This window comes from Microbacterium saperdae (genome assembly GCF_006716345.1).
In the GTDB taxonomy this organism is placed as follows: Bacteria; Actinomycetota; Actinomycetes; order Actinomycetales; family Microbacteriaceae; genus Microbacterium; species Microbacterium saperdae.
The window spans coordinates 1,334,504-1,352,892 of the sequence record NZ_VFOX01000001.1; the positions used below are offsets into that span (position 1 = coordinate 1,334,504).

At 66.5% G+C, this 18,389-nt stretch carries 11 protein-coding genes and 1 pseudogene; 7 read left to right on the top strand and 5 right to left on the bottom strand.

Annotated elements, in window-relative coordinates:
• Positions 1 to 307 precede the first annotated feature (307 nt).
• Positions 308 to 2,047, top strand: a complete 1,740-nt coding sequence (locus tag FB560_RS06335) for a lipase family protein (protein WP_141871578.1) — start codon at positions 308 to 310, stop codon at positions 2,045 to 2,047.
• Between the two features lie 244 nt (positions 2,048 to 2,291).
• On the opposite strand, the pseudogene FB560_RS21100 reads toward FB560_RS06335, so the two are convergent.
• Positions 2,292 to 3,163, bottom strand: a pseudogene (locus FB560_RS21100) (integrase core domain-containing protein).
• 461 nt (positions 3,164 to 3,624) lie between these two features.
• Positions 3,625 to 5,070, bottom strand: coding sequence for an AraC family transcriptional regulator (locus tag FB560_RS06345; protein WP_170198079.1), 1,446 nt, complete (start codon positions 5,068 to 5,070; stop codon positions 3,625 to 3,627).
• A gap of 151 nt (positions 5,071 to 5,221) precedes the next feature.
• Here FB560_RS06345 and fepB point away from each other — a divergent pair, with 151 nt between their 5' ends.
• The 6 genes from fepB (at position 5,222) to FB560_RS06375 (ending at position 11,203) form a co-directional block, all read left to right on the top strand.
• Complete coding sequence (fepB, locus tag FB560_RS06350) at positions 5,222 to 6,214, top strand: Fe2+-enterobactin ABC transporter substrate-binding protein (protein WP_141871580.1); 993 nt, start codon at positions 5,222 to 5,224, stop codon at positions 6,212 to 6,214.
• 49 nt (positions 6,215 to 6,263) lie between these two features.
• Entirely contained in the window at positions 6,264 to 7,316 is a 1,053-nt protein-coding gene (locus tag FB560_RS06355; protein WP_141871581.1) for a FecCD family ABC transporter permease, read from the top strand.
• 38 nt (positions 7,317 to 7,354) lie between these two features.
• On the top strand, positions 7,355 to 8,392 hold the full coding sequence (locus tag FB560_RS06360) for a FecCD family ABC transporter permease (protein WP_141871582.1): 1,038 nt from the start codon (positions 7,355 to 7,357) through the stop codon (positions 8,390 to 8,392).
• Complete coding sequence (locus FB560_RS06365) at positions 8,392 to 9,204, top strand: ABC transporter ATP-binding protein (protein ID WP_141871583.1); 813 nt, start codon at positions 8,392 to 8,394, stop codon at positions 9,202 to 9,204. The genes FB560_RS06360 and FB560_RS06365 overlap by 1 nt, the downstream gene beginning before the upstream one ends.
• Complete coding sequence (locus FB560_RS06370) at positions 9,201 to 10,283, top strand: LLM class flavin-dependent oxidoreductase (protein WP_141871584.1); 1,083 nt, start codon at positions 9,201 to 9,203, stop codon at positions 10,281 to 10,283. The genes FB560_RS06365 and FB560_RS06370 overlap by 4 nt, the downstream gene beginning before the upstream one ends.
• 227 nt (positions 10,284 to 10,510) lie before the next feature.
• The gene (locus FB560_RS06375; RefSeq protein ID WP_141871585.1) at positions 10,511 to 11,203 is read left to right on the top strand and encodes a hypothetical protein; all 693 of its coding nucleotides are present in this window, start codon (positions 10,511 to 10,513) and stop codon (positions 11,201 to 11,203) included.
• Between the two features lie 431 nt (positions 11,204 to 11,634).
• Here FB560_RS06375 and FB560_RS06380 read toward each other — a convergent pair whose 3' ends face one another.
• From FB560_RS06380 to FB560_RS06390, 3 genes are all read right to left on the bottom strand, one after another.
• Positions 11,635 to 15,129, bottom strand: coding sequence for a DEAD/DEAH box helicase (locus FB560_RS06380; protein WP_141871586.1), 3,495 nt, complete (start codon positions 15,127 to 15,129; stop codon positions 11,635 to 11,637).
• Positions 15,113 to 15,820 (bottom strand): Hachiman antiphage defense system protein HamA, encoded by a 708-nt coding sequence (locus FB560_RS06385; protein WP_170198080.1) that lies wholly within the window; start codon positions 15,818 to 15,820, stop codon positions 15,113 to 15,115. The genes FB560_RS06380 and FB560_RS06385 overlap by 17 nt, the downstream gene beginning before the upstream one ends.
• Positions 15,821 to 15,998: 178 nt before the next feature.
• Entirely contained in the window at positions 15,999 to 17,888 is a 1,890-nt protein-coding gene (locus FB560_RS06390) for a hypothetical protein (protein WP_141871588.1), read from the bottom strand.
• Positions 17,889 to 18,389 lie beyond the last annotated feature (501 nt).

Genomic DNA, 18,389 nt, shown 5'->3' on the forward strand with positions numbered 1-18,389 from the left:
TAAATGCGAGCAATACTGCAAACAGAGCCACGAGCGTCCCGCGTGGACGACGTGCGGACGACAATTTACCGATCCCTGGGGTTTCAAACACTGCACCACTCACATTCCGACACTCCTTCGCCTACCGGCGTCGCTTAGGATCGACGATAACTGCTCCCAGCGCGACGCCGAAATTTCGCGCCTGCTCACCGGGGGGAACTGTTGCGGGGCTCTGTTGATACGTACATGCGTTTCCATCACGCACTCCCCCAAAGTGGGCCCTGTTGTTCGCCAGGGCGGACACGTCGATTCCCGTAATCTGATCAGCGTGAGCCAAGTGCGCGACTTCACCCACACGATCGGCGGCCGCGTGGTCATCGCGGGGATCGGTGTTCTCCTGATCGTGATCGGCGGATTGCTTGTCGTTCGACCGCTCACCGCGGTAGCCGGTCTGGTGGGTGCCATTGCGGTCTGCTCGATCGTAGGAGCGGGGCTCATGGTCGCTGGGGAGCGAGCGATCGGGTGGCGATGGGCGGCCGCTACGGCGCTGGTTTCGGGTGCAGCCCTGTGTGTCGTGTTCTTCCCTGCTGTTGTCCGCTGGCTTCCGGCATTCGTTGCGGTCTTGCTTGTCGTCGGTGGAACGTGGCTCGTGTTCGCTTCCGTCAAGCGCGGAACGACGGTGACTCGCACGACGGGCGTCGCGTATGCGATTGCGAGCATGTTGCTGGCTGTTCTGGTCTGGGTATGGCCGGACGTCGCGACAATCGCGTGCGGTGCCGGATTCGCCCTCGCGATCTTCGGGAGCGGCATCATCCTGCTCCTGCGTGCAATTCGCTCGCGTAACGGGCGCGCCAGACCGCAGAGGCCGGTGCTGCGGATGATCGGCGCACTCGTGGTCCTGGTGTTTGTCATGGGCGCGGCATGGAGTTCGGTGCAATTGCGCGGGGATCTCCCGACCGTGGACGATTTCTACTCATGGGACACGGAGATTCCCGCGGTGCCCGGACAAGTCCTCCGAACCGCCCCTTACGACGGGGCTCTGCCGGTTGGCGTGCACGCAATTCGGATTCTCTACGCGACGACCTACTCCGATGGCTCGCCCGCGCTCGCAAGCGCCGTCGTGGCGTATTCCGATACCCCCGCACGAGAGCCGAGGCAGATCTTGGCGTGGCAGCACGGCACCACCGGAGTAGCGAGAGCATGCGCCCCCAGCGTCGGCGATCAGGCGCTCACGGAGTACGCGATCCCGGGGATATCCCGCGCTATTGACAGGGACTGGGTCGTGGTCGCCACGGACTACCCCGGCCAGGGAACCACAGGGCGGTATCCCTATCTGATCGGCGAGGGGGAAGGTCGCGCGACTCTCGACGGCATTCGCGCTGCGGGCCAGATCGACGGAGCATACGCATCCTCCAGCGCATGGGTGTGGGGGCACTCGCAAGGTGGTCATGCGACTCTTTGGGCAGCACAGATCGCAGTGGACTACGCACCAGAAATCGACATCCTCGGCGTCGCGGCCCTCTCAGCCGCTTCCGATCCACTCGCTTTGGCTGAGCGGATCACCGGTGCCCGTTCCAGCGCGCTCGGCGAAGTCGTCACCTCGCTGGTACTCGTGCCATATGCAGACGAGTATGCCGACGTTGATCTCGGCGCTTCGGTGCACCCCGCAGGCCAAGGCATCGTGGAGACTTTCGCGCGCCGGTGTGTCACCGATGCGACCACCCTCATATCGGTGCTCGTCGGCACAGCCTTGAGGCTCGACTCACCGCTCTACCGGATCGATGTCGGGTCCGGTCCGACTCACGATCGTCTTGCAGAGAACATTGCCGACGGTGTCGTGCCAGCGCCCCTCTTTCTGGGGCAAGGGACAGACGACGAGGTCATCCCCATCGACACGCAGCGGACACTGGATGCACGCCTGTGTGAGGCGCGACGCGCAGTCGAGACCCACGAGTATCCGGGACGCACTCACATGGGAGTGATCGCCGAGGATTCGCCACTCATCGACGACCTGTATAGCTGGGTCGATCTAGTGACCCAAGGTTACCTCCCCAGCACCTGCCCGTGACGTCTGCGGTTTTGGTGAGTCGGATGCTTCGTTATAGCCCTGATGATCCCGGTATGAGGATCAAGTTGCACACGCTGGCGTGGGCGTCTCCTCGCTAGGGGCGCGGCCCCTTGCTCTCCGGCTCGGGAGCAGGAGGAGTGGGCGAACCGTGTGGGCAGCGGGGGAGAATATGATATTGGTCTTGCAGCGTGTTCATCAGTGCCGGATGACTGCCGAGGTCCGTCGGTTCTTCAAGATAGGCGTGCTAGGCCCAGTTTCCTGGGACGTTGTGAACGCGGTCTGATGGTGTTTGACCGTTGACGCCGGTGTGGGGTCCGTGGTGGTTGTTGTGATGGAGCCAGGTGTCGTAAGCCGCGGCCCTGGCTTCCCCGCTGGCGTAACTCGTTGCGTAGGCCCACTCCAGGGCGAGCGTGCGGTTGAACCGCTCGACTTTCCCATCGGACTGCGGCCGGTAGGGCTTGGTGCGTCGGTGGTTGACCCGGTTCAGCGCGGCTGCGAAACGTGTGAGCAGTAGCAGGAGCCGTTTCCGGTCATAACGGCCGACACCTGGATTCCACTGGCAGAGGAACAAGCCTTCCGCGCGACGCCAGAACGCCGCCCCGGTCTCCTTCTGCTCGTCGTCGAGGATCTCGGAGTAGGCGACGCGCGAGTGGTCGTCGACCGCGTGGCGCAGGTCGGCGTATCCGCTGCCGTTGCTCCTGTTGTTGCGCGCGCCGGCCTGTCGCCCCAGTACTCGGTGCCCCCCGCCGTTCGGGAGTCGTCCGAGTCTCTTGATGTCGACGTGCACGAGGTCGCCGGGGTGATCCGCTTCGTACCTGGTCGGCTTCGGGGCGCGGATGGGGGCGCGGTCCCCATTGACGAGTGAACGGCGACGAGACGATGCGGTGCTCGAGGCGACGTAGGGATCCGCGACGGGGGGGGGAGAGAGAGAGAAAGCTGCCGGGCTCTGCGATCCGTGAGTTGTGCGTTGCAGTATCGGCGTGCCCATTCTGGTGGGGTAGACGGTGCGCACTGGAAGCGCTTAGCTGTCCGCCGTGCGCTCTGTCCGCCGTCGACGATCAACGACGCAACGCGCCGTCGAACTTCCGGTGTCAGCGGCGCGTTGGGGTGCGTCACTCGATGTCGCTGCTCTCAGCGAGGTGATCTCTTGACACCTTTCGTGCGCGGGACAGTCCGGCGCGGATCACGGTAGCTGTCCTGCCGAGGATCGATGGGACTTTCTCCTACGTGAACCCGTCCCAGTAGACCAGGCGCACGATCTCCTGGTCGATCGCGGGGAGCTAGGCGATGAGGGAGCGGACGTGCTCGTCCAGTTCGTCATCGCCCGCGGCTGCGGTCTACTGAATGGTGATATCCGCAGCGAGTGTCGCCCGAGCCCTGTCGCTCAACGCGGATCGGCGAATGCGTCCGCGGCGATATCACGACAACGTCTTGCGGGCAATGCCGAACAGCCAGGTTCGAAGCAGACCGGGCTCGACCTTGCTCGTCCAGCTGGATTGCCGGGCTGCGAGGAAGGTATCGCTCACCGGTGCGGAGTTCGTTGCACGGGGCCTGACCCGGTTTCCCGGACACCTTGATCATGTCCCAGCACTTTGAGCTTGTGCCTTTGAGAATCCTCTGGGCGAGTAGCCGTGCGCCCGACGGAATGCGCGGCTGAAGGCGGCGGCGTCGGCATACCCGACCCGGGCGGCGACCTGCGACGCATGCAGGCCCTCGCGCAGCAACCGCCGCGCCCACGACATTCGCGTGCGGGCGCGCCATGTCGCGAGCGTCGTGCCCGTCAGGGCCTCGACGGCGTTGCGGAGCTGGGCGGGGGGCATGCCGAGCTGTGTGGCGAGCTCAGCGGCCGACCTGCTGTCCTGCGGCTGCTCCGCCAGGCGTGCGAGGAGCGCGTATGTCGCATCGACGATCGGCATCGGGATGCTGTTCGGTTCTCCCAGACGCAGGAGCGTCTGCAGCACGATCCTCGGGTCGCCGCCGGTGATGGGTTCGGCGTCCGCGTACGCCCAGGCGGCAAGACGCAGGAGTGGCGCGTGCGCGTCCGTATGGGCGATGAGCCCGGCACCGACGTCGATGCCTCCGGGCAGCCACCCGAGCGGGATGACCGCGGCATCGGCGCCTGCCTGGAAGCCGCATGACGTGCCGGCGGGGAGGCACGCGATGTCGCCCGCGCGGACGAGGGCCGTGCGGTCGTCGAGGTTTAGCTGGACGCTGCCGACCGCGACCCAGATCACGATGTGGTACCCGTTGCGCTGCGGGCCGAGCTCGGCGCCGCCTCGTCGCGCCTCGACGGTTCCGCGGGCCTGCTCGGCGAGCTCGGAGGGCGCGACGCCCCACTCCCGATGGAACGCACGGGCGAACGCCTGCGGGCTCCCGTATCCGTGCTCCGCGGCGACCAGGGCCACACGGCGGCCGCGTCGCAGCTCTTCGGCGGCGCGTCCCAGCACGTGCCTGGTGCGCCAGCGCAGCGGGGTCCATCCGGTCTCGGCGCGGAACCGCCTGGCCAGCACGCTTGCGCCGACCCCGTGATCGGCGCCCACGGTCGCGGGGGAACGCGTCGGGTCCGCGAGGAGCGCGCCGGCGATACGACGCAGATCCGGAGATGACGGCATGGCGGGTGCCGTGATCGCCGCGGTCGGGTGCCCGATCCACCCGAGCACGTCGGCAGCGCGGACGCCGCCGCTGTGGAGCACGCCGAGACTGCGGGTGAATGCGGCCAGGAGCGCGGACTCGGCGTGCGGGGCGACGGCGGCGACGAATGGCGCTCGCGGACCGGCCTGGTGATCCTCCTCTCGGATGCGGATCGGCACGACGCAGCAGCCGTCCGCCCCGCGCACCACCGCCCCGGTGCCTGCGGGTACCCAGAGCGCCTGCCCGGCATCGAGCGACCACCGGGACGAGTCGAGCGTCGCTTCGGCGGAGCCCGCGGAGATCCAGATCAGCGCGGGTGCTCCCGGCCGTATCGCCGTGCGCGTCGGGGCAGAAGGGATCGCCTGGAGGACAGGGGTGGGGTGTGTGGACAAGAATGTGCCGATCCGGGTGCAGCTGGTGAAGTAAGGCCAGCCTAACCTCGATCTAGGAGCGCCCGAGTTCCACGCCGACGACGACGTACGCACCCGCATCCGCGGACGACTGCCCCGCCGGCCTCCGGCCAGGGGGCCATGGGAAGGAATCATGAACATCTACGCATCCGCACGCCGCCGCACGGCGGCCCTGATCGGCCTCGTGCTGGCGGGGGCACTCGCCCTCGCCGGCTGTGCCGCCACCGCCGAGGAGCCGACCTCCGAAGAGGACGCCTCGGCTGCGGCCGCCGAGTGGCCGCGCGTCTTCGAGAACGCAGACGGCACCACCACCGAGATCCCGGCCCAGCCGGAGCGGATCCTGTCCACAGCCGTCTCCGTCACCGGCACGCTGCTCGCGATCGACGCACCGGTCGTGGCGAGCGGATCGCAGGTGGGCGGCGTCTGGTTCGACCAGTGGGCCTACATCGCGGACGAGCGCGACGTGGCCAACCTGTGGAGCGTCGGCGAGTTCGATCTCGAAGCGGTGATGGCGAACGAGCCCGATCTGATCGTGGTGGCCACGAGCGGACGCGATGCGCTGACCGACCAGGTCGCCGACCTGCAGTCGATCGCGCCGACGATCGTGGTCGATTACGGCGCTCAGACCTGGCAGGACCTGGCGGTCGAGTTGGGCGAGGCCACGGGGCTGGAGGCCGAGGCCGAGGACACGATCGCGGACTTCGATGCCCTCGTGAGCGAGACCGCCGACACCATCACGGTGCCGGACGGCACCGCCAACGTCATCTCCTTCAACGGGCCCGGCCAGGACAACCCGATCGCCCGTGCGGGCGGATCGCACGCGGACCTGCTCGAGTCGCTCGGCTTCACGGTCGAGGATCCCGATCCGGCCTGGCACACCCAGGCGCAGGAACGAGCCGATTTCGTGTGGGCGACCTACGAGAACCTGCTGCAGCTGACGAGCGAGACGACGTTCATCCTGTCGGCCGACGACGAGACGGCGACGGGCTTCGCCGACGACCCCGTGCTGGCGAACGTGCCGTCGGTGGCCGCCGGTCAGGTGTACGGCCTCGGCCTGAATTCGTTCCGCATGGATCTGTACAGCTCGACCGAGATCGTCGAGCACGTCAGGGACCTGTTCTCCTGACGGGGATCGACCGGCCGCTCGGGGAGCGGCCGGTTGATCGTGCAACGCCATGATCGACACCACCTCGCCGCCCCAGGAGGCGACGTCCGCTCCGCCACGCGTGAGCCGCGGTCGCCTCGTCCTCGTCCTGGTCGCCGCGACCGTCCTCATCGGCACGCTCGTCGTGCTGAGTTCGATCGTCGGGACCCGGATGCTCGCCCCCGCCGACCTGTGGAACGCGGTGTGGACTTTCGACCCTTCAGACGACGCGCATCTGCTGCTGATGAACCGCCGTCTGCCCCGCGCCGCTCTGGCCTTGCTGGTGGGGGCGGCCCTGGGAGCAGCCGGTGTCGTGATGCAGTCGCTCACCCGCAACCCGATCGCGGAGCCCGGCCTTCTCGGCGTGAACGCGGGTGCTGCGGTGGCGGTGGCGCTGGCCATCGCCCTGGCCGGAGCCGTCGCCCCGATCGCGTACTTCGGAGCTGCTCTCGTCGGTGCCGCCGCCGCCGGGGCGCTGGTGATGCTGCTGGGCGGGGTGCGCCGTGGTTCGGACCCGGTGCGTCTCGTGCTCGCGGGCGCTGCCCTGTCCGTCGTGCTCGGCGCGCTGGCACAGATCGTGATCGTGAACGGAGACGACATGGTGTTCGACCGGTACCGCGCGTGGGCGGTCGGGTCCCTCGCCGGGCGCGACGGAGACGTGCTCCCACCCGCCGCGCTGCTGATCGGGATCGGACTCGTGCTCGTCCTTATGCTGTCGCGCGCGCTCGATGCGGCCTCACTCGGTCCGGAAGCGGCGCGCGCCCTGGGGTCGCGTCCCGCGGTGGTGTGGACGGTCGCGGGGGTGGCCGTTGTCGTGCTCGCGGGAGGCGCCACCGCGGCGGCCGGTCCCATCGCGTTCGTCGGCCTCACCGCACCGCACGTGGCGCGGATGCTGGTCGGCTCCGACCATCACCGCATGCTGCCGACTGCCATGGCACTGGGTGCGGCGCTCGTGCTCGTCGCGGATGTGCTGGGACGCGTGGTCGCACCCCCCGGCGAGGTGGGCGTCGGCATCATGGTCGCGGTCCTCGGCGGGCCGTTCTTCGTGGCGCTGGTGCGTCGCCGACGATTGGCCCCATTGTGACGGGGCTGACCACGACTGTGCCGCCTGGCGGCCGTCGTATGCTGCGGCTCGGCCGGGTCACGCTGCTGGTGCGACCGCGGACGATCATCGTGACGGCGGTGCTCGCCGTCGTGGCGCTCGCCGCCGGGGCGATCGCGATGACGGTGGGAAGCCTGCCGGTGCCTCTGCACGCGGTGCCAGGTGCCGTCTTCGGCATCGCCGACGACCCGACGACGATCCTGGCGGTGCAGGGCGTGCGACTGCCTCGCGTGCTCGCCGCGATCGGGGCCGGCGCGGCGTTGGGGGTGTCGGGATCGATCTTCCAGTCGCTCGCCCGCAACGCGCTCGGATCTCCCGATGTCATCGGCTTCACCACGGGCGCTGCGACGGGCGCGCTGGTGCAGATCGTCCTGTTCGGTGCGCAGCCCACGCAGGTCGCGCTCGGCACCATCGCGGGCGGTGTGGTCACCGCCGGCATCGTGATGCTGCTCGCACGACGCGGCGGTGGCATCGCCGGGCGGCAGCTCATCCTCGTCGGCATCGGCGTGGGGGCGATCGCCGCCGCGGTCAACGGTCTGCTCCTGGTGCGCGGCACCATCGACGCGTCGAGCCAGGCGAACCTGTGGCTGTCCGGTTCGCTCGATGCTCGTCAGTGGAGCCACACGCTGCCCGTGCTCGCCGGGGTCGCCGTCGTGATCCCGGTCGTGCTGGTGCTCTCACGACGGGCGAGTCTGATGGAGCTCGGCGACGACATCGCCGAGCAGCTGGGGGTGAGGGTGGAGCGCACGCGACTCGTGCTGGTGGGATGCGCCGTGGTGCTGGCCGCCCTCGCGACAGCAGCGGTCGGACCGATCGCGTTCGTGGCGCTCGCCGCACCGCAGCTGGTACGCCGGCTGATGCGCACGGATGCGCCGCCGGTGATCGGCGCGGCGGCGATGGGAGCGGCGCTGCTCGTGATCGCCGACCTTGTGACCCAGCTGCTGCCGGTGACGTTCGCGGTGCCCGTCGGCCGGATGACCGGTGTCGTGGGGGGTCTGTATCTGTTGTGGCTGCTGTTGCCGAGCCGAGGCGCGGCCGAGGGAAAGGGGTGGCGTTGATGTCGGATTCGATGGTGGCCGAGGGGCTGACGCTGCGGTACGACGACCGGACGATCGTCGACCATCTGGACGTGACGCTCCCCGAAGGCAGGATCACCGTGATCCTCGGGGCGAACGCCTGCGGGAAGTCCACGCTGCTGCGGGGACTCGCGCGCCTGCTCTCACCCGCATCCGGCAGGGTGATGCTCGGCGGTGATGACGTCAGGTCGTTTGCGCCGAAAGCACTCGCGCGTCGGGTGGGATTCCTGCCGCAGGCGGCGACCGCCCCGGGAGGGGTGACGGTGGCGGAGCTGGTGGCACGGGGACGGTATCCGCATCAGCGGCTGCTGCAGCAGTGGTCGCCGGAGGATGCGGATGCCGTGAACCGTGCGATGCGTTCGACGGGGGTGGCAGGGCTGCGCGATCGTCCGGTGGACGAGCTCTCCGGCGGGCAGCGGCAGCGCGCGTGGATCGCGATGCTGCTGGCGCAGGAGACGCCGGTGATGCTGCTCGACGAGCCGACAACATACCTCGACATCGCCCACCAGCTCGAGGTGTTGGAGCTCTGCCGGCGCCTCAACAGGGAGCAGGGACGCACGGTGGTGCTGGTGCTGCACGACCTCGACCAGGCATGCCGGTACGCCGACCATCTGGTGGTCATGCGGGAGGGGCGTGTGCTCGCGACCGGGGCTCCGGAGCAGGTGATGACGGCCGGGCTGGTCGCCGAGGCGTTCGGATTGGAGGCGCTGGTGCAGCGGCATCCCGTCACGGGGACGCCGATGGTGGTGCCCATCGCCCCTCTCTCCTCCGCAGACGACGAGGCGATCGCATGACGCTGGTGGCCGGGTTCTCGATCGCACCGACCTGGATGCGCGGCCAGGCCTGGCGGCGCGAGGACTCACGGGCGGAGGAGCTGCTGTCGGGCGGTCCGATCATCGATGCCGTGGTGCGCGCCGAGCGTGCGGGCTTCGATCTGGCGTTCCGTCCCGATGCGCTCACGCTGCCCTTGGGCACGATCGGGAGCGATCCCGCGCACCTCGGTCTGGACCCGATCGTGCAGGCGGCGCAGCTGGCCGGCGCCACCCGGCGGATCGGGCTCGTGGTGACGGTGTCGGCCACCTTCTCTGAGCCGTATCCGGTCGCCCGGCAGCTCGTGTCCCTGGAGCATCTGGCTCCAGGACACATCGGGTGGAACGTGGTCACGTCGCGTTCCGGCGACGAGCAGTTCTCGGTCGAGCGTCTTCCGGACTCCGCCGCACGATGGCGGCGGGCCGAGGAGCTGATCGACGTCGTCGAGTCGCTGCGTGCGGGATTCCCCGCGGCGGCGATGCGGGTCGACCGCGATTCCGGTGTGCTCGTCGACGTCGAGCGGGTGCGCCCCACGAATCATGCGGGGGAGAACTTCCGGGTCGCCGGGCCGCTCCCGCTTCCGGTGCCGACGCCGCAGCCCCTCCCGCTCATGGTCGCGGGAGGCGGGGAGTCGACGATCGCGCTGGCTGGACGACGCGCCGATGCGATGTTCGCGTCGGCGATCGAGATCGAGTCGGGGTCGTCGCAGCGCGCAGCCGTCCGTGCCGCGGCGAAGGACGCGGGGCGGCCCGACCGGCCCTTGCTGCTCCCCGGACTGTCTCTGGTGCTGGCCGGAACGAGGGGTGAGGCTGCCGCGATCGAGCGGGCGACGTACCCGCCGAGCGGTCAACGACGAGGCGCGGGACCCCACTGGTCGGTCGTAGGAACACCGGAGGATGCGGTGGCGTCCATCGTCGCTCGCGCGGAAGCACGGGCCATCGACGGCTTCATCGCGTTTCCGGTGGGGTCGTGGCGCTCTGTCGAGCTGCTGTGCGACGAGGTGATGCCACGCCTGCGCGTGCTCGGACTCGTCGGCGAAGGCACGCCCCTGTTCCATGCCTGATAAGGGCGAGGGTAGGCAATTCGATGATCCAAACAGGCTCGCTGAGGTTGGGAGTGCCCATACAGAGGGAGCATCAAAGGTCGGTGGCAGCGGGGGAACAATCGTCTGTCAGATTGACCCGAGCTTGGCAAACGAACCGATGGCGGCGATCACATCGCCCTGGCGGGACCGATGTCCGTGCCCGTGGCTAACGTGAGAACGTAGCAAATTGATGGAGGTCTGTTTGCATGGGTGAGATTCCGATTGCGGTGTCACGGCTCGGTGAGAATGATTCACGCGAAGCGCAGAATGCTCGTGCGGTGAAGTGGCTTCTCGCGCAGCCGGGCGGATCAGTGGTGATCGTGACGCCGCGGCGTGCCGTGGAAAGCGCAAGCCTCAAGCGGCTGATCGCCCAACCGAACGTACGTCACCACGCCTGGCGCGGATTTCGCGGCGGGCACTTCGACGGGCAGCGAGTGCTCTACGCTTGGCCCGATCGCCAGCATCTGAACGACCTGTGGAACGCTGACGCCGACGCCATCGTGGTCATCGAATGGGGCGTCGAGGAGACTGCCGAGTGGATCGAGGACGTGAATCCGATCCAGCTGTTCCCGGGCGAGACGATCGACCCATCGCCGCGTGCGGAGATCACGCTCGAGCCGTTGCCGAATGGCGTGGACGAGATCCTCGAGTACATCGCCGGCATGGCTGCCGGATACTCGTCGGGCCTGAAGTGGAACGAGGAGGACAAACTCAAGGCCGACATGATGAACCGTCCCGAACGCTGGGCCTCGATTACCGTCGATCAGGTACGAGCGACGTGCCGGGCACTCGGAATGCGCGGAGACGATGTCGACACCATCGCGGGCTTCCTGCAGCGCCGAAAGGAAGGTCGACGATTCAACGTGCGATCTTCTTATCGCACGTTCCAGTTCAACTGAACGCGTGGGCGACCGCTATCGTCGCCTGCCGCGACGCTACTCATCGAACGAGTCATTAGCCAACCATCCGTCGTCTACAGGTCGGAGAGGAAATGGGGAGACAGACGCGTTGTAGTAGGTGTGGTGATGGACCCGTTCTCGCGCGTCAATGCGGTTGAAAGACCGATCGCGCTCGTCGCGGGGCGACCCGGGACGAGTGAGGTCGAACATTCGGCGGCGGCCTCGTCGACGCGATGGTCGATCATCAGCCCGAACTGGTCCCGCGCGGACTCCTTCATCGACGGCTCTACCGGGCCGCCATCGGGGCGAACAATGAAAGCCCTGTTGTGCGATCCACGAGCCCGCTCACCATCAGGCCCGCGGCCGGTGATCGAGCCGTAGCCGTGAGTCACGGCGGTGCAATTTGCTGGAGCCATAGATGCGGCGGATGTCTACGCAAAGAGGTCGGACGGGCCACGGTACTCGAGCTCGACCGTGTCGCCGACGCTGGTCGCGGTGACTTTCAGTAGTCCCTGGCGACGTGGGCTCAGGCGCGCGGTCAGCACGCCAACTTGCCGGGCATCTGCTGTCTCGAGCACGGTTGCTCCGTTGGTCTGGGAGAGAGCCCGGTATGGCTCGCCGAAGCTCGGCTGGTAGCCGGGCATCCACGTCACTATCGACTGGTGCACCTCGTGAACCCACGTTCGCTGGCGGGAAGTGACGCTGCGCATGGCGAAGCTCTTCCACAGTTCGTGGGTGGTCGGAGTCGGCCACGTAATGCCTCCGGCTGCGAGTTGTGTCGCGTCGGACGTCATCCACTCATGTAGCCCGCCAAGCGTCGAGAACTTGGCTCCAGTCGACTCAACTGCGGCGAGCGCTCCCGACCGAGAGGCGAAGCCTGCACGCATCAGCGTTGACGCGGCTCTGTTGAGTGTGCCGGCTTCGACGGCGGCGACGCTTAGTCCGGTCTCCGGACCCGATAGATCCCAGGGGAATGCATCAGGGTCGGGATGCGCTGTAGCGCGGACACGGACGGCTTCGAGTGCCCACGGGAGTCGGTATGCGAGGGTGTCTTCGATGAACTCGGCCGTTTCGAGGCTGTCGTCGGCCGCGATTTCTGAGACTGGGCGCCCTCGCAGCCACCCGACCAGAATCTTCTCCCAGTTATCCGGTCGAGCCTTCGGAGTGAAGGGGAAGATGTCGAGCACGATCCTGGCGAAGCGGGTGATGGCGTCGATCGCTTCTTCATCCATGCCGAGTTGGATGGCCGCTTCGACGATTTGCAGGTGACGGTTGAGGTGCTCAGCATGTGAATCGAGTTCCCGGCCGGTCGCAAGCCCAACGCCGGCCAGGTAATAGCCGCGCCGCTGGTCCGGAGTCGTGTTCCGCCAGATCACTCCAGCTCGGGCCACGAGACCTGTCCGCAGTGCGTTGCGCACAGGTTCCTGATAGCGAGCGATCGTCCGGGCCCACAGCGACGAAGCGAGAACAGCATCGAGCGCGCTACCGAGATCGGCCTCCGTGATAGATGAGTCGCTGAGCAGACCAAGTATCGCGCAGTCCAGACTTGCGAGCTGGCCCGGCCAGGACTTCATAGCTTCGCTAGTGGTCTCTTCGTCCTCGGTCGCAATGACGGGGAAAGACCAGTCGGTAAGCCCTGTCACGTACTCGGTGAACTCGCCCCAGTCGACCTTACCGAGACTGTCGGACATCCTCTGGAGCAGGGTAGCGAGGAGTCGGAAGAGTCCGCTCTGCATATCCCGCAGCTGGGAATCCTCGACGAGCTGTTCCCAGTTCTGTCGTGCTCGTCGGGTGGGCTCGAACATCGGATGCACGACAAGTCCGGACGAATCGACGAACGCTCGTCCGGCGCGGCCAACGATATTGCGGAACTCGGCGGCGTCGATGATCTTCCGGTTGCGCCACAGACTGTGCACCACAAGCGAGCTCGCCGACAGGTTCAGTCCCTGCGCCAGCGTGGGGGAGGAAATCGTGATCTTCAGTTCTCCCTGTTGCAGAAGCTTCTCAACTTCTCTGCGGTACGGCCCGGGCAGAGAGCCGTGATGGATGGCGACGCCCATACGCAGGCAGGCAAGGAGAGGATGGTCGGCTCCGAACCACTCTTGACCGATGCTCAGCGCGGTGTTCAGGACAGTCGGGTCGCCATCGAAGACGCTGCGGAGCGCACCTTGCCTGGTCAGCTTGACAATCAACTTGGCAAACGCGTTGACAGAGGTCTTCAGCGGGCAGAACACCAGTACAGTCTGGCCGTCGTCGACCAGCCGCCAGGCGGTGGCCAGCGTCAGTTCTTGCGCGTCTTTCGGGAACGGGAGCTTGCGTTGCTTGCTGGGAACGGTCTCCGCGGTGAGGAACCGGGGCACATAGGGTTCCTCACCGCCGACAGTGATGTTCAGCCTCGCGTTGTCTTCGCGCCAGACGACCTCTCCGTACCGCAGGGTGGTGGGACGCCAGTCGCTGCTGATCAGTCCATCGGGTTCATCGTCTGTGAGCCAATCGACGAAGTCCTTCACCTCGTCGCCCTCGGGCAGGATCGCTGAGAGGCAGATGATGCGACGAGTCTTCGCATCGGGACGGCGGAGGAGGCGCTGGACCTGGACCTCGTACCGGACCTCCCGCTCGTTCGCGCCGATCATGTGTCCCTCGTCGAGCACGATAAGCCCGACATCATTGAGGAGATCCGGATCGTTGCGCAGCGCGAAGTCGAGCTTCTCGGGAGTCGAGACCACAATGTCGCGCTCCTGGAGGATGCTCTCATCGACATCACTGACCCCAGTGGTGCCGTACAAGGATGAGATGGTCTTGCCGAGGGGGACGAAGGTGCGCTCCAGTGCGGTCTCGGTCTGTGCGGAGAGCGCCCGGAGCGGGGTGACGAACACCACTCGTTTGCCTTCGGCCAGGGTCGCGAGGATGCACAGTTCGGCGATGCGAGTCTTGCCGGCGCTCGTGGGCAGGGAGAGCACGAGATTGTCTTGGGTGTTCAGGACCCGTGACGCAGCTTCCAGCTGGGAGGGCCAGAGGTCGATCTCGGAGCGGCGTCGGCGGAACAGCGAGGCGATGAATGTGGCGCGCAGGCGATCCCAGTCGCCAGCGTCCCCGTCTCCCGGGCCGGTCGGCAAGACCACGTGGAAGCTGGACTCCCACAGACCCCGGAGCAGGTGGATCGCCAGTCGATGACACCACCACTGTGGCACCATGCTCAGAGCGGCCACGCCGCGCATACCGACCTGCAGTCGCGCAATGGCGCCCGTGAGAAGAGTTGGCTCGCCACGTTCGAACGCCAGCATGGCCACGCTGATCGCGCCCATGAACGCGTCGGTCAGGGCGGTATCGACGACATCCAGGACATCGGCCCCGCCGTCGAGGTCGTTGTTCCTGTCGCTCGGGTCGAGCGTCGAGCGTAACTCCGCGGCGAGGTTTGCATCTGTCGTCTTTTCATCTGCGCGGGTTTCGGAGACGAGGCCCGTCAGCGTGTCAAGATCCCGGAGCATGAGCAGAACCAAGCATCTCTCGATGGGCGAGACGTTCTGATCATCGCGCGTCGCGGTCAGAAGTGAGTATGCCCGTGCTGAGTATCGTGCGAGGTGAAAGCTGGCTGCAGCGACCACGCGATGAAAGCCCAGTTCTGGTGTTGCCTCCCCTCGGGCGATGACGGATTCGATCGCTGCCGCTGCGTTCTCGAATGCCCGCCGGGACACGTCGGTAGATCCCTCCAGATCGCTCAGCTCCAGTCCGTGCTCCAGTAGCGCGTAACCGTAGGCGAGAAGATCGTGGCTCAGTAGGACGTCAAATGGGGGAGCGTCCTCCGGGAGAGCCCCATCGCGCCATATCATTGCGCGCGCTTCCCCGCGGGCGAGGAGTCGTCCACGGAAGCCCGGCGCCGTTGCCCGACCGATCGCGGTTTCGAGATCCTCAACGCGCCCGGGCATCACAGATCACCTTCTCGAAGACTCGACGGATGAACGCCTGGTGCTCTGGGACCTGTAGCCCCACGCCGAGTCGGCGGATCTTGCCCGTGTAGGCGTTGGTGTGATTGCGCAGCAACTTGAGAGGGTTGTTGCCGGAGAACGTGAACAGCAGGTGCAGTACATCGCTCGGTCGGATACGTGCGCGAAGTTGGGCTGCGAGGATCTTCACGTGCAACTCCGTCTCGCCCACCTCGCGCAGACGCGCGGCGACGAACATCAGTGCATGGGGCGTCGGCAGGCCGTGATCGCTCAGCAACGCCGTCTCAGCCTCGTCCAGAGTCGAAGTCGACAGACTCGCGCGACTCTTCGCCTCACCCTTGAGGAACTCGAGCTTGTCGTCGTCCACCAGGCGAACGCCGAGGAGATCATCGCCGCGCATGGGCATATCGCGGCTGTCCTTCCACCGCAGGCGCGCGATCATGCGATAGCCGAGTTCTCGCGCCACATATTGGGTGCCAAGGATCTCTCCGAGTTCGCCCGACCGGGTCCGCTTGCTGACCGGCAGCTTTCCGCTGAGGACTTCCGCCGCCTCGGGCTTGCCGAGCTCGCGTAGCATTGCCGCGATCTCATCTGCAGAAACATAGTGACGGGGCACAGCGGCAGCGGCCCATGTCACCCCCGCGTTCACCGCGGCTTCGTCGGGCGGCACCATCCTCACAACTTTGTGAGGGCCGACGTCCTCCCGCGTGGTGGTCACCCACGACTTAATCCGAGCCATCCGAGCAGTCCTCCAAAAGTTGCCTGGTAAAACGAATCGTCCGGCCTGCAGGGCGCGTGAGCTTGCGCATGATTAGCCATCGGTGGAAATGATGCGGCTGGTCGGGGTGACTTCACTGGTCGGCGCCGATGACTGAGAATTGCGCGCCGACGCTCCGACACGTCGCCTCTGCCTCGAGCAGGAGGGTGCTGAGCTGCGCGTGTCGACCCCTCAGGCTCGGAGTCGCACCTCCGGTGTCGATCTCGTACTGGCCCCTTAGCGTGTGCGGGTGGAGCACCACGACTCGGCGCCTGATCTTCCTTCCCCTGCGGAGGAGTTCGTCCGCGAAGCCGGAGGCATCGAGGCCAGGGTCTTCCTCGTTCCAAACTCGGGCATTCGCGGACAGCGCTCGGAGCTTCGCGGCGATCGCTTCCGGTTCTGCGTAAGCGAGGTTCTTGATTGCCTGGGCGATGACCACCTCGTACTCGCTCACTGACAGCCCACGATCGGAGTCCCCGCTCTTGCCACCTTTCGCGTGGATGAAGGTCAGCAGGCTCTCCCCGTCATCATCGAGCGGTGCTAGATGAAGGAAGTCCGCGATCTCGCCGCTCCCGTCATCGCACAACAGGAGTCCGGGACGCCCTTCGCCCCACCGGTCGTACGCCCAGCTGAACAATGAGTCGTCACCCATCTCGCCGATGCGAGAGAGGTCAGCCGCGCGCCGATCGGTCGCACCCAGGCGGATCGGCTTCTCCTTCGTGACGTCCACTGCGCGCGGCGTTGTGAAGTCGACCCACTCCCACCCCGTGAATGGTACTGCTGAGTAGTGCGGGAGGTACGCCACTTTCCCGGACACCACGTGGCCGTCGGAGTAGCGAATCTTCCCCCATCCCTCCTCCACGAGGATGGTCTCGATAGCCTGCTCGTAACTGTCGAGCTCGTCCGTCTGCCGCGCCGGAACGACCCTCAAGGCAACCGTGTTCGATGCCTGCGGGTATCGGATCTCGAGCATCACATCGGTGACGGGGGCCCCTTGTGCGACGAGATGAACCACCATGTGAACGGTCCGGTCTCCGGTGTCATCGTCCTCGATGATCTTCGAGTCCGTCGTGTCGAGGTCAAGACTCACCCGCTCGAGTAGAGCAAAAGCGTCGGCGGCCTCCGACGTCCACGAATCGCGTTCACCCTGAGGCGCCCAACCGATCTCGTCCGGAACTCCGAGTTTGTCCAGCGACCCGAGTGGCTGTGCAAGCTCGGCGATCGGGGCTGCTACCGCTGACGCGCCCGAGAGTAACTTCAGCGCCCACTCCGTTCGCGCACAGAAGTCGGCGAAATCTGCCGGCTGGCCCAGCCAGATCCGATGCTTGGACGGCGATAGACCGATCGACTCGTAGTCGCCAACTCCGAGCGGTACTCGCGAGCGACCGGACGAGAAGTGGTAGGTCTGATCGCCGAATTGATCGATCACCGAGCGGACGTTGAGCCCCGTGAGCTGCTTGCTATCGGCCTTCGTCTGGACAGGATGGTGCAGGCCTTTCATCCAGACCGTGGGCATCGCCCAAGTGCTATGGGTGAACGCACCGTTGATGAGATCTGCAGGCATCGGTCTTACCTTCGTCACGCTTCCGTCTTCCACGGCGCGCACAACCCGCCCCCAGTCGGACGGATGCGAGGTGTACACGGCGATCGAACGTGCGCACTTCACTACGAGGACGAGGTGCAGGACGTCGTTGAGGACTGGACTGTCGTGACGAGCGCCGGGGGGAGTGCTGATTGCAGGTCCGCGCCACCAAGAGGGGGTATCGCGTACGCGGTACACAAATCCCTTTCCCTCGACGGACGCTTTCGTGAACTTCTCGACCGCGTGCACGCTGCGGGGTTCGCCCTGCTCGCTGTTCGGACGCCCCGAGAACACCGCATTTCGGATCTCGGCGAGGAGCGTGGCCACGCTCCGGTTCGCCGAGCCGGCCATGAGCAGGCCGAGCGACAGGTACGGCCCGAAGTGGGATGGGTCGATCGTCATGGTTGAGAGCATATGGGAGCGGTGGTGCTCAGGATGTACTGTGGCGGGCCGAACTCGACCACACGGACGCGAGCCGGATTCACCATGGCCGTTATCCGGCGCTCTGCGGCCCGTGTTTCCTTCTGCTCCTCGCCTTCGTCGCGGCAATGTCCGAGGCTCCGAGCAGGATGGTCCAGCGGCAGAGCTATAGACAAAGAACGACCGGCCGCTTCGACGTTGAGGTGACAAGCTGTTGCGCGTTCGGGAACGCGTGTGGACAGAATCGAGAGCGACTAAGCGTTTGAACCCTCGGGGCGCTATGCGGGGCGCGATCCTGGGAGAGCGCCGCCCCTCGCTCCACGCACTCCGCGAGGATGGTGAGCTCGTCCTTGCGAAGCGCGCGGCCGCCAGGCATTCGGACCTGAAGGACACCGGCATAAGACCGCCCCCGGGGTGCGCCCCTATGGCTGCCAAGCGCCGAACCGACCGGGATCTGACGCACGGCGACGCGTAGCATGAAAC

What these genes read in the sequence shown, in the direction of transcription:
- FB560_RS06365 (WP_141871583.1), top strand. Translation starts at nt 8,392, where the DNA reads ATGTCGGATTCGATGGTGGCCGAGGGGCTGACGCTGCGGTACGACGAC.
- FB560_RS06360 (WP_141871582.1), top strand. Translation starts at nt 7,355, where the DNA reads ATGCTGCGGCTCGGCCGGGTCACGCTGCTGGTGCGACCGCGGACGATC.
- FB560_RS06380 (WP_141871586.1), bottom strand. Translation starts at nt 15,129, where the DNA reads ATGCCCGGGCGCGTTGAGGATCTCGAAACCGCGATCGGTCGGGCAACG.
- fepB (WP_141871580.1), top strand. Translation starts at nt 5,222, where the DNA reads ATGAACATCTACGCATCCGCACGCCGCCGCACGGCGGCCCTGATCGGC.
- FB560_RS06385 (WP_170198080.1), bottom strand. Translation starts at nt 15,820, where the DNA reads ATGGTGCCGCCCGACGAAGCCGCGGTGAACGCGGGGGTGACATGGGCC.
- FB560_RS06370 (WP_141871584.1), top strand. Translation starts at nt 9,201, where the DNA reads ATGACGCTGGTGGCCGGGTTCTCGATCGCACCGACCTGGATGCGCGGC.
- FB560_RS06355 (WP_141871581.1), top strand. Translation starts at nt 6,264, where the DNA reads ATGATCGACACCACCTCGCCGCCCCAGGAGGCGACGTCCGCTCCGCCA.
- FB560_RS06390 (WP_141871588.1), bottom strand. Translation starts at nt 17,888, where the DNA reads ATGACGATCGACCCATCCCACTTCGGGCCGTACCTGTCGCTCGGCCTG.
- FB560_RS06375 (WP_141871585.1), top strand. Translation starts at nt 10,511, where the DNA reads ATGGGTGAGATTCCGATTGCGGTGTCACGGCTCGGTGAGAATGATTCA.